This is a genomic window from Sphingorhabdus sp. EL138 (assembly GCF_945882965.1).
In the GTDB taxonomy this organism is placed as follows: domain Bacteria; phylum Pseudomonadota; class Alphaproteobacteria; order Sphingomonadales; family Sphingomonadaceae; genus Sphingorhabdus_B.
The window spans coordinates 54,451-66,087 of the sequence record NZ_CAMCWY010000005.1 but is presented as its reverse complement, the minus strand read 5'-3'; the positions used below and the strand labels follow the sequence as shown (position 1 = coordinate 66,087).

Below are 11,637 nucleotides of genomic sequence, written 5' to 3'. Positions count from 1 at the left end.
AGCTAATGTAAGGGCGAATGCGTGAATGACAATATAGCGATTGGCAAAATTACAGCCTGTTTTTTCTTACCCGCGCCGGGGCGGCGCTTTGGAAAACCGCCAATTTGCGGCGCCTACGCATTTGATATTGCCAATCATGGCAGTCCGCGCATTTTCGAGTTCAGTTAACAAGCGGTCGATTGCGTCGCCACGTGGAGCAAGATTGACGTCCATCGTGCTAAGGCAGCGGATTAACAGCCGCCGCTTCAATTCACTGGGAAGGCCGCTCGCATTAAAGATGATGACGTCATTTTCTTGGGCTATACGCTGCGCGGCCAGCGTGTCCGTCATCCAGACCAATGCATCTGATGCGTCGGCCAATGCGCTTGCCGTGCGCAGCGCGCGGCTTGCCTGAAATGGATGCTGCGTGCTGACCAACCAGTTCCGCATCGCGACCCGGTCAAAATCGATGTTTGCGTTGCTGGGGTCGTTGACCCATTCAATGCCAGCGCTGGCGCAGATGTTGATAAGCTCCGCTTTTGTGAATTCCAAAAGTGGTCGGACCACGCGGCCATTGCGGGCGCGAATGCCGGACAACCCATCGACGCCACTGCCCCGCGCCAGCCTCATGAGCAGTGTTTCCAATTGGTCATTGGCATGATGCGCGGTGGCAATATGTTGGCAATTTTGCGCATCTGCCGCACGTTCCAGCAACGCGTACCGGGCCGCGCGCGCGGATGACTGGAGATTGCCGGATATTTTTTCGTCAGGTGTTAAAATGAAATGCGGAATACCAAGATTACGGCAGATTTCGGTAACAATCTGCGCCTCGTCAGCGGACTCGGTCCGCAATTGATGGTCTACTGTTGCGGCAACCAATCTGCCGGGCAAAACCTGCTGCGTCAACACCAACAGCGCAAGGCTATCGGGTCCACCCGACACCGCGCATAACAAGCGATCATCAGCACTATCCAGCTTGCAAAGTGCTGCCCTAAAACGGCCAAGTAAGTCCGGCTCCAGCGTTATTTGCACTTTGCCCTTGTTTTGCCGGATGTGAGGCGTTCGGCCAAACGACCAGTCGCCGCATCTGGATACGCCCTTGCCAGTTCACCAAAAGCTTCGCATGCCTCCGCCGTCTTCCCAAGGTCAGTCAAAGCCGATCCCAAGAAAAACAAGCTGTCAGGCGCGCGGTCACCACGTGGATCAGCCTTATAATTGTCGTAGAAAACCTTCACTGCGGTCGCTGGTTTTCTGTCATCCAACCATGCCCGGCCAAGCAAATTGCGTGCATAGCTTGCGCGTTTGTGTTTGGGAAATTTGGCCAAGGTTTCTTCAAGCGTTGCTTGCGATTCCGGATAGAATTTGGCTTCCCATAAGCGATAGCCATAATTGTAGCCATCTTCGAAGACATCGCCAGTGGCGGGACGTTCGATCGCGGCGACCGCGCTGACGCGGGCCGGATTTGGCTTAGCGGCGGTCACGGGCTTTGTCGGCACTACGCCGGCTTTAGTTTTCGGCGCTGCCGCTGGGGGCGTTGCCGTTGGCACCACCGTTTCAACTGGCAATGCTGGCTGGGTAGCCGTTTGTGTTTCGAGGGCCTTGAGCCTATTTTCAAGTCCGCGCATATTATTGCCTTGCAGTTCGACCTGACCGGTCAGAGTCGCAAGCTGTGCCTCTAACGCATCCACACGCGCGGTTAGATCGACCGTTGCAGTGGTTGAACTGTTCGTCGCGCTTGGCGCAGTGGGTGACTGTATATCAGGTTCGACAAATTTGCCGGCACCATTGGGGAATACTTGGCGCTGAACCGCCCGCATCTCCTTCTCGAGTTTGCCAACGCGCCCGTCAATGTTCGCATCCTGCGCTGCCGCCGGTGCGCTGAGCGCTAAAGCTGCGCCGATAAGGATAACGCGCCGAAAATACATTGAGTTGCTTCCCTTTACCAAACTGGAGTGACGGCGATACCGTACTGCCAACCCGCGATAAAGGCCAACGCTGCATTTCGGAACAAAAAAATAGAAATTTATCGAAATTTCGGGCCGTAATGAATGGACTTACTGATTTGGGGTGGCTGCCACAGGTTCGCTGGGCGGAAGGACTTGTTCGTCCATGTCGACATCCGGAACGATTTCATAATCATTCACGGTCGCGACCGGCTCGGGCGCTGCCGCCGTGGGCGCTAATGCGTAGCTTCTGAAAATCAAATAAGCGGCCAGAACGAGCGCCGCAACTGCCGCAGCGGTCCATGCCAAGGTCTTGGAAGGAACACGCGCAGGGTCCGCTGGCTCGTAATTCTGGAGTGGGGCCTCATATCTTTCATGTCCGCCGCTAGATAATTCGGCGCGTAGCGCATTCACTATCGCAATATCGTCTAGTGCAACTGCGCGGGCGTAAGACCGAACAAAACCAACAGTATATGTCTGTCCTGGCAACGCGCTGAATTCGGATCGCTCAATAGATTCCAAATGTCGTATCGGTACGCGTGTCTCGGCGGCGATGTCAGACAGGCTCATATCCAACCGCGCGCGCGCGGCCTTCAGTTCTTCGCCTACAGTCATAGGTTCCGCTTCCACACGAAGAATTTCGTCCACTGCAATCTCCATGACCCGCTCCCCCGCCTCTGCGTGCAGTTGGGGGGACAATGAGCATCAAAAAAATAATGTCAACGTGGATTGCGGATAGTTGAATTTTGTGACTAATTCATTTAACCGATTTCGATGCCTTGACCAATTGCCCAGTTAGTCAATTCCTCACGCACATTCTCGGTAGGGCTGTTTAACAACTCCTCCATTTTTGCGCAGACATCAGAATGGATGGTAGAGCGAATCATGGCCTTGATAGGCCCAACGGCGGCTGGCGTGATCGACAATCGACGAATGCCAATGCCAATGAGGGCAAGCGCCTCAAGCGTCCGTCCACCCATTTCGCCACACACCGCGACGTCGACGTCATGGCCCTCGGTAGCTTTGACGACCCGCCGTATGAAACGCAGGATAGCGGGGCTTAGCCAGTCATAGCGCTCTGCCAAACGGGGATCAGCTCGGTCTGCAGCAAAAAGGAACTGAGTCAAATCGTTAGTGCCAATGGACAGAAAGTTAATCTTGGGCAGCAGTATGTCGAGCGTCTCGGCCAGAGCGGGGACCTCAAGCATCGCGCCATAACGGATTTTGTTGGGTAATATCTTTTTCTGCCGCCCCAGAAATTCAATCTGGCCGTCGAAAATGGCCTTGGCCGCATCAAATTCCCACGGCTCAGAGACCATCGGGAACATGACGTTCAGCGTGCGACCGGCCGCTGCCTCAATCAACGCGCGCGCCTGCGCTTTCATCAATCCGGCGTGATCAAGCGACAGCCGCAGCGCACGCCAACCCAGCGCGGGATTTTCCTCTTCGCGCCTTTCATCCTTGAGGTAGGGAAGCGCCTTGTCTCCGCCGATATCAAGCGTACGGAAAATGACTGGCTTGTCGCCAGCCGCGTCTAAAACGTCGCGGTAGAAGCGCTGCTGCCGCTCGCGTTGGGGTAATGTCGCCGAAATCAGAAACTGAAACTCGGTCCGGAAAAGGCCAACGCCTTCCGCGCCGGTTGTCGCCAAAGCCGACATGTCATCGCGCAAGCCCGCGTTAATCATCAGCGTAACCGGCAACCCGTCTTTTGTGACGGATGCTTCATCGCGCATCGCGGCATAGCGGGCTTTTTTCTTCTGCCGATCAACAAGATCATGTTGGAATATTTCTTCTGCCGCAGAGGAAGGGCGCACGATAACGCTTTTATCGTCAGCGTTCAGCAACAGCATGTCACCGTCGCGCACCTTGTGGCGAATGCCCCGCACCCGGCCAAGGACCGGAATGCCCATGGCACGCGCCACGATCACCACATGTGCGGTAAGCGAACCTTCCTCTAGGACCACACCGCGCAGGCGCCTTTTGTCATATTCCAGCAATTCTGCGGGACCCAAATTGCGCGCGATCAGGATGGAATCCTTCTTCAGCCCGAGTTGCGCCGCGGTGCTCATTTGCCCAGAAACGATGCGCAGCAAACGGTTCGACAGGTCCTCCAGATCGTGCATGCGATCGGCCAGCAGCGCATCGTCAATCTGCCGCATGCGCATACGCGTGCGTTGCTGAACGCGTTCAATTGCGGCTTCTGCGGTTAGGCCGCTGTCAATGGCTTCGTTTATCCGGCGGCTCCAGCCCTCATCATAGGCGAACATTTTGTAAGTCGCGATGACCTCTTCATGTTCTCCGCCTGTGCCAAAATCTATTTGGCTCGTCATGCGGTCGATTTGCTCACGCATTTTATCGAAGGCGGAATAGACACGCTGGCGCTCGGCTTCGACATCCTCGGCAACCGTGTGCTCAATACGCACATTTGGCTGGTGAAAAATAGCGACGCCAGCGGCTGCGCCTTTAACAAGTGGCAATCCTGTGAGGCTAATCGTGCCAGTCTCATTGCCGCCCCGGGCCGTTGGCTCGTCGATTAGGTCGGCGTTGGCAATGAGTTCCGACAACACCATGGCGACGGTTTGAAGCGCCTCAATCTCGATCTCTTCATATTTACGCGGCTCGACATGCTGGACCGCGAGCACGCCGACGGCCCGTTCGGAACGGACAATTGGCACGCCGGCAAAACTGTGAAAACGTTCTTCACCCGTTTCGGGGACATACCGAAAATTCGGATGCGCTGCCGCTTCATCCAAGTTCAGTGTTTCGACATTTTCAGCAATTGTCCCAACGAGACCTTCGCCCAGACCCAAGCGCGTAATATGCACAGCAGCTTGGTTCAACCCGCGCGTTGCAAACAGCTCAAGTGCGCCATCGCGCAATAAGTAAATCGAACACACTTCGCTCGAAAGCGCTTCGCCGATAATGTTGACCACATGATTCAGCTTACCCTGCGCATGGTTTTTCGAGGCCATCACCTCGTGCAGACCAGTCAGGATATTACGGGCAGAACGGGTAGCGCTTTCCATAGCACCGGACCTAGCAGAGACCGAGAGGGCAAGCGATACCCCGTATCAAATTATTTGTAGTCAACCAGTTGATGCCGATTCCTGCAGTATAACGTCTTTAAGATGGAGCTTTTGTTTTTTCAGATCGAGAACGGTTCTGCTGTCGGGCAACGGCCTGTTTTCTTCGCGCTCCAGTTTTTGTTCGAGTTCGGCATGCTTGTTACGAAGCGCGGACAGATGATTATTATGCACATCATTCTCCTTCAGTCTAAGACTCGGCGTTCTGAACCACCGAGTAAATCACGAATTGTGATTGGAGTCTTGCCGATAATTATCGTCAGGGCTTGGGCCAAACCCATATCTGGGCCAAGCGCCCTTTTTTTAACGATGACTTGTTCGCCGCAGTCTGTTTAGAAAGGGGCATGAACGATGATGGCTATCAGCAGCAACTGGAACAACTAAAGATTGAGCATCGGGATCTCGACGATTCTATCCGCGCGCTCTCCGCCCAGACGTTGATCGACCAACTTCAAATCGCGCGACTGAAAAAGAAAAAGCTGACTTTGAAGGACCGTATCATGCGTCTGGAAGACCAATTGGTGCCTGATATTATCGCCTAAGCTGAAGCAAAGGGTAATTTCGCCCTTTAAGCGTCAAATTGCAGACTGGCGAGACGGGCATATAATCCGCCCGCAGCGCTCAGCGTTACATGGTCACCCTCTTCAACAATCCTGCCTTGGTCCATCACGATGATGCGGTCGGCAGAACGTACTGTTGCCAGTCGGTGTGCGATCACGATTGTTGTGCGCCCAACCATCAGGCGCTCCAGCGCGTCTTGCACCAGCTTCTCGCTTTCGGCGTCCAATGCGCTCGTGGCTTCATCAAGCAACAAGATTGGCGAATCGCGCAACAAGGCGCGGGCAATGGCCAGCCGTTGCCGCTGGCCGCCGGAAAGCCGCGCGCCGCCCTCACCCAAATAGGTTTCCAGTCCCTCGGGTAGTTCATTTAGGAAACCCGCTGCGTTTGCTTTTTCCGCTGCCGCCCAGATCGCATCGTCGCTCGCGTCCCATTGGCCGTAACGAAGATTATCGCGCGCGGAGGCCGCGAACAAAACCGTGTCTTGCGGCACTAACGATATACGGCGTCGGAATTCGGGGGGGTCCGCGCTGGTCAGCGCGACACCGTCAATGCGCACGGTGCCGATTTCAGGGTCGTAGAAACGTTCCGCCAGTTGGAATAGGGTCGACTTGCCTGCGCCTGACGGCCCCACAACAGCAACCGTTTCTCCCGGTGATACTTTCAGGCTGAAATCGTCAAGCGCCGCGACCTCGGGCCGTGTCGGGTAGCGGAAGCGAACATGTTGGAATTCCAATTGCCCGCGTGCTGGCGGCATAACAACCGGGTTAGCAGGCGGGGCAATCTCAGGCACTTCGTTCAGCAATTCGGCGAGCCGCGATGCCGCGCCCGAGGCGCGCACAAGGTCACCATATACTTCGGTCAGCGCGCCAAAGGACCCTGCGACCAATGCCCCGTACAAGACGACCGCGAACAAGGTTCCGGAGGATATGACGCCTTCCTTAACTTGGTCCGTGCCTTCCCAAACAAGCAAGGTGATTCCGCCGAATATCAACGCCATGACAAGTGCGGTAAGAAATGCCCGCAACCGGATACGTTTTTTCGCGGCGTTGAACGTGCCTTCTACGGCATCGGCAAAACGCATGCATTCGCGGCTTTCTTGCCCAAAAGCCTGAACAATTTTGATAGCGCCAAGCGCTTCTGAAATGATTGTGCCGACGCTGGCGACATTGTCCTGGCTATTACGCGACGCCTTTTCCAACCGCCGTCCAAGAAAGACGATTGGTAAAACAACGACGGGAATGCCTGCGAGCAACCATATCGTCAGGCTTGGAGCGAGCCCGAAGAGCAAGGTAACGCCGCCTATGCCAATAAAGATATTACGCAATGCAACGGACACGGTGGTGCCGACAATTTGTTCGATAATCGCGGTGTCGGCGGTCATTCTGCTGGCGATTTCTCCAGGACGATTTTCTTCGAAAAAGCGCGGGGCCAAGCGCAACAAATTTTGCTGCACCGCAACACGGATATCACCAACCACACGTTCACCGAGCCAGCTTACGAAGTAAAAGCGGAACGCCGTCGAAATGCCGATGACAACCACGATGCCCAACAGTAAATAGAAATATGGCGCAGGATCGCCGCCATTTTTGACAAAGCCTTCATCGATGATCAGGCGCAGGCCATAGGGGATGGCAAGTGTCGACGCTGCTGATGAAATCAGCGCGAGCAGGGCATAGGTGATCTGGCGGGGATAGCGGACCGTGAAATGCCCGATCATGCGCAAGCTGCCAAAATTAAGCTTGGGTTTGGCTGGGGCTGCTTCGGCTGTCTCGGATGTAGCCGTGGTTTGCGTTTCAGAAATTTCGTGTGTCATCGCGCTCGCCTAGCAGTGCGCCGTACCGGTAACAATCCGCCATGGCGAATGTCTACGCTTTTCCTATGGTGCAATGCACAATAAATGCGTAAAGCCACATCCAATTGCGGCAAAATATTCCCCCCGCCAATATTAAAGGCCTGAATATGCTGTACACCGGATATGACCTTCAACGCGGCTTGCTTGCGGGCACAGGCTGGGTTGCGCAAAAGCAGTCGGAGTGGCTCAGCGCGCTGCCTTCGCCATTTAATTATGGCGGAATGGCTCCCATAGCTGCCTCGGCATTGGAGGTTTTTGCCCATTCGGTTTTGCTGCGTGGAAAGCCAGCGTTCGGATTGAATGACGTTGTCATCGACGGCAAAACCTTGGTGGTTCAGGAAGAAAATATTGCGCGTAAGCCATTCGGCCAGTTGAAGCGTTTCGTCTACGAAGGCAGCAGCGAAAAGCCACGGCTTCTCATTTGCGCGCCGATGTCCGGGCATTTTGCGACGCTTTTGCGCGGCACGGTTGAGCGCATGATGGTCACGCATGACGTCTATATCACCGACTGGAAAGACGCGCGTGATGTGCCGTTGACAGGTGGCGGGTTCGACCTTGAAACCTATGTTGATTATCTGATCGAGTGGCTCGAATTCCTTGGGCCCGACGCAGGCGGGCGCGGCGCGCATATGCTTGCGGTCTGCCAGCCGTCGGTTCCTGCTTATGCCGCTGCGGCCGTTATGGCCGCGAAGGATCACCCGCTGCGTCCGCGCACATTGACGATGATGGGCGGCCCGATCGATACGCGCGAAGCGCCAACGGCGGTCAATAATCACGCGACTCAGCGTCCGCATGAATGGTTTGTGCAAAATGTGATTGCAACCGTTCCGTCTTATTACAAAGGCTCGGGCCGCCGCGTTTATCCCGGATTTCTGCAGCTTTCAGGCTTCATGTCGATGAACTTGGGCAACCATATGATGAGCCATTGGTCGATGTTCTCCGACTTGGTTAAAGGCGATGGTGAAAGTGCGGATCGGCATAAGGAATTTTACGATGAATATCGCGCGGTCTGCGACATGACGGCGGAATTCTATCTGCAAACCGTTGATACGGTGTTCCAGCGTCATTTGCTGCCTAAGGGTGAATTCAACTATCGCGGGAAGCTTGTTGATCCTGCCTCTATCACCGATATTGGCTTGCTAGCGATTGAGGGTGAGCGCGATGATATCAGCGGTTTGGGTCAGACAAAGGCCGCGTTGAACATCGCAACGGGCTTGCCTGCGGCGTTTAAGAAATATCATATGGCGCCCGAAGTCGGCCATTATGGCATTTTCAACGGCAGCAAATGGCGCGAAAAAATTGCGCCGATTGTCGAAGACTGGATATCCAGCCACAATTGAGCGGCGCAATGTCGCTTGCTATTTAGACCTGCGTAATAGCGTTTTGCGTAGCACCGTTTCCTGCGGGTTTTCAGCGATGACCCTGCACAATAAAGCCAGTACCGAACGCTGGCCAGTGGATGGCCATTTCACCATCGCGCGCGGGGCAAAGCACCTATCGCTGGAACTCCATGATTCAGTGTACTGTCACGGTAATTGGGATACCTGTCAACGGCCTAGGTCCTCTAACCACTTACAAGGTGACGTGCGCGACCTTGTCTTTGGCGTCCTGCTTCGGGTCGATACCCATCAGCATCTTTATGCCGGCGACCATGCTGGATGCATTAATCCAGATTTCGGCATTTTCGGGGTCAAACCGGATGAGCGCGACTTCTGGGTCGTCCTTGCCGCCGTTATACCAAGCGGCAACGAAGCGGTTCCACAACCGGTCAATGGTTGCCTGATCGGTTGATTGCGACAAATTGCCGTGCACCGTGGCCCAAATATCACGCCCCTTGGAGGCGAAGTGCACCATCGCACGGGCACCGGAACCCACGTCCTGATACAGGCTGCCTGAGCGTGCGGTGAAGAACCAGATTGGGCCGTTATAATGGTCATCTTTGAAGTTGGCGTCCTCCAATTGCGCAGTCATTGGACGCGCATGGCCATCATTGCCTTGGGCTAGCCCCAAGAACATTGTCCTGTCCGATTTGAGTGACTTCCAGAATTTTTCTTTGATGTCCGTATCGCTCGTCATGTTTGCACTCCTTGTTGGAAGTGAAGCAAACGAGCGATAGCGAGCCATGTTCCGCCCAAAAGCGGATCAAAGCAGCAGGCGCATCTTACAACACGTCAAGATACTCGATATCGGGTGCGCCGGCGAGGCATGGGCCAAGCTTTGGTCCAGCCGCCTTGAAATAGTCGCTGGCGCCATGTGCGGTCAGGGCGTCCTGATCGACATATTGCTCAAGCACTTTGTACACTTGCGGGTTGGACCGTGACCGGGTGAGCGTATAAAATACGTTCCCCGGTTCATTGGCCCGAACCGCCGCAGCCAGTTCTCCAAAAACAGCCTCAAAATCTTCGTTCTTGCCTTCGGCAACGGTCAACGTTGCGATTACACCAATGGCGGACATGCGGCTGCTCCTTAGTTTTCTTATGTGCGATTAAAAGATTTCGAACAGGCCAGCGGCACCCATTCCGCCGCCGACGCACATGGTGACAACACCATATTTCGCACCGCGACGCTTGCCTTCGATCAAGGCATGGCCCGTGCAGCGTGCGCCCGTCATGCCATAAGGATGGCCAATGGAAATCGATCCGCCATTGACGTTCAGCAACTCGTTTGGAATGCCCAATTTGTCCCGGCAATACAGGACCTGCACGGCAAAGGCTTCGTTCAGTTCCCAAATGCCGATATCGTCCATCTTAAGGCCAAAACGCTGAAGCAATTTGGGGATTGCGAATACCGGACCAATGCCCATTTCGTCAGGCTCTGTACCTGCAACCGCCATGCCGACATAACGGCCAAGCGGGTTGAGACCCTTTTTCTCGGCCAGTTTTGCTTCCATCAGGATGGAGGCGGATGCACCGTCGGAAAGCTGGCTTGCGTTGCCGGCGGTGATGGTCATGTCAGGGCCAAGTACAGGCTGAAGCGCTTGCAGACCAGCAAGCTGCGTATCGGCGCGATTGCCTTCATCCTTGGCAATGGTCACGTCTTTCTGGCTGACTTCGCCGGTTTCCTTGTTCACGACGTTCATGACTGTGGTCACGGGCACGATTTCGGCATCAAAATAGCCAGCGGCCTGCGCGGCGGCGGTGCGCTGCTGCGATTGCAGGGCATATTCGTCCATCGCATCGCGGCTGATGTTGTAACGCTTGGCGACCACTTCGGCGGTCTGCAACATCGGCATATAAATGGCATTGTGCATTTCTACCAGTTCACGGTCTGGCTGAACGCGCATTTCCTTGGTTTGCACCAAAGAGATGGATTCTTGTCCGCCAGCGGCCATGACATCGACATTGTCGACAATGATCTGCTTTGCCGCAGTCGAAATTGACATCAGGCCCGATGAACATTGACGATCCATGGTCATGCCCGATACCGAAACGGGCAGGCCAGCGCGCAGCGCAACTTGGCGGGCAAGATTGCCGCCTTGCGTGCCCTGTTGAAGCGCAGAGCCCCAGAGAACATCGTCGATTTCGCCGCCTTCTATGCCAGCGCTCGCAACAGCTGCCTTCAACGCATAGCTGCCGAGCGTTGGTCCGGAGGTTGCGTTGAACCCGCCGCGATAGGCTTTGCCAATGGCGGTACGGGCGGTGGATATAATTACTGCGTCACGCATGTGAGTGATTCCTTAAAGTGAAAATTATACGAAAAACTGGCTGATCCATTCAGCCTGAAGTGCTGGCTTTTCCTCGCCCTCAATCTCGACAGTGAACTCAAGCGTTTGCTGCCATTGGCCGGGGCGCTTTTCGGCAAGTTCAAGCAGTTTGAAATGGCCGCGTACGCGCTTGCCTGAACGGACAGGGGCGAGAAAGCGGGTTTTGTTGCCACCATAATTCACACCCATTTTGACGCCCGCAACCTTGGGGCAATCGGACTTGGCGCTCATCACCGGGAACAAAGACAAGGTCAGAAAGCCATGGGCAATGGTGCCGCCGAACGGCGTTTGCTTCGCCATTTCTTCGTTGATGTGAATGAATTGATGGTCGCCTGTTGCATCGGCAAATTTGTTGATCATGTCCTGATCCACCAAAATCCATTCCGATACGCCGATGTTTTCGCCAACCTTAGTCGCGAGTTCAGCGGGTGTAATTGCGGTCATACGGAGTCTCCTGCTTCCTAATTTGGTCGCATCGTGGCGGTTTCAAACGCGCAATACAAGCCCCGCTTATTT

At 54.9% G+C, this 11,637-nt stretch carries 12 protein-coding genes; 2 read left to right on the top strand and 10 right to left on the bottom strand.

What is annotated here, in order from left to right; all coding sequences use genetic code 11:
* Positions 1–66: 66 nt before the first annotated feature.
* The 5 genes from tilS to Q0N43_RS03430 all read right to left on the bottom strand — a co-directional run bounded on the left by tilS (position 67) and on the right by Q0N43_RS03430 (position 5,179).
* A complete protein-coding gene (tilS, locus tag Q0N43_RS03450; RefSeq protein ID WP_295442556.1) occupies positions 67–1,011 on the bottom strand; it encodes a tRNA lysidine(34) synthetase TilS in 945 nt (314 codons plus the stop codon).
* The gene (locus Q0N43_RS03445) at positions 1,002–1,904 is read right to left on the bottom strand and encodes a tetratricopeptide repeat protein (RefSeq protein WP_295442553.1); all 903 of its coding nucleotides are present in this window, start codon (positions 1,902–1,904) and stop codon (positions 1,002–1,004) included. The genes tilS and Q0N43_RS03445 overlap by 10 nt, the downstream gene beginning before the upstream one ends.
* 129 nt (positions 1,905–2,033) lie before the next feature.
* Positions 2,034–2,582: a helix-turn-helix transcriptional regulator gene (locus Q0N43_RS03440; protein WP_295442550.1), complete on the bottom strand. Its 549-nt coding sequence runs from the start codon at positions 2,580–2,582 to the stop codon at positions 2,034–2,036.
* Between the two features lie 101 nt (positions 2,583–2,683).
* Positions 2,684–4,948, bottom strand: coding sequence for a phosphoenolpyruvate--protein phosphotransferase (ptsP, locus tag Q0N43_RS03435; protein WP_295442546.1), 2,265 nt, complete (start codon positions 4,946–4,948; stop codon positions 2,684–2,686).
* A gap of 60 nt (positions 4,949–5,008) precedes the next feature.
* Positions 5,009–5,179 (bottom strand): YdcH family protein, encoded by a 171-nt coding sequence (locus Q0N43_RS03430; RefSeq protein WP_295442543.1) that lies wholly within the window; start codon positions 5,177–5,179, stop codon positions 5,009–5,011.
* 170 nt (positions 5,180–5,349) lie between these two features.
* Between Q0N43_RS03430 and Q0N43_RS03425 the strand changes: the two genes are divergently transcribed.
* Positions 5,350–5,547 (top strand): DUF465 domain-containing protein, encoded by a 198-nt coding sequence (locus Q0N43_RS03425; RefSeq protein WP_295442540.1) that lies wholly within the window; start codon positions 5,350–5,352, stop codon positions 5,545–5,547.
* 26 nt (positions 5,548–5,573) lie between these two features.
* On the opposite strand, the gene Q0N43_RS03420 is transcribed toward Q0N43_RS03425, so the two are convergent.
* Positions 5,574–7,283, bottom strand: a complete 1,710-nt coding sequence (locus Q0N43_RS03420; RefSeq protein ID WP_295442757.1) for an ABC transporter transmembrane domain-containing protein — start codon at positions 7,281–7,283, stop codon at positions 5,574–5,576.
* 242 nt (positions 7,284–7,525) lie between these two features.
* Here Q0N43_RS03420 and phaZ point away from each other — a divergent pair, with 242 nt between their 5' ends.
* Complete coding sequence (phaZ, locus tag Q0N43_RS03415) at positions 7,526–8,758, top strand: polyhydroxyalkanoate depolymerase (RefSeq protein WP_295442537.1); 1,233 nt, start codon at positions 7,526–7,528, stop codon at positions 8,756–8,758.
* Between the two features lie 232 nt (positions 8,759–8,990).
* Here the strand turns inward: phaZ and Q0N43_RS03410 are convergent, their stop codons facing one another.
* The 4 genes from Q0N43_RS03410 to Q0N43_RS03395 all read right to left on the bottom strand — a co-directional run bounded on the left by Q0N43_RS03410 (position 8,991) and on the right by Q0N43_RS03395 (position 11,565).
* The gene (locus Q0N43_RS03410; RefSeq protein ID WP_295442534.1) at positions 8,991–9,494 is read right to left on the bottom strand and encodes a pyridoxamine 5'-phosphate oxidase family protein; all 504 of its coding nucleotides are present in this window, start codon (positions 9,492–9,494) and stop codon (positions 8,991–8,993) included.
* Between the two features lie 85 nt (positions 9,495–9,579).
* Entirely contained in the window at positions 9,580–9,873 is a 294-nt protein-coding gene (locus Q0N43_RS03405; RefSeq protein ID WP_295442531.1) for a putative quinol monooxygenase, read from the bottom strand.
* Positions 9,874–9,903: 30 nt separating this feature from the next.
* Positions 9,904–11,082 carry an acetyl-CoA C-acyltransferase gene (locus tag Q0N43_RS03400; protein WP_295442529.1) on the bottom strand — a complete coding sequence of 393 codons (1,179 nt, stop codon included), beginning with the start codon at positions 11,080–11,082 and terminating at the stop codon, positions 9,904–9,906.
* 24 nt (positions 11,083–11,106) lie between these two features.
* Positions 11,107–11,565, bottom strand: a complete 459-nt coding sequence (locus Q0N43_RS03395; RefSeq protein ID WP_295442527.1) for a MaoC family dehydratase — start codon at positions 11,563–11,565, stop codon at positions 11,107–11,109.
* Between the last annotated feature and the right edge of the window lie 72 nt (positions 11,566–11,637).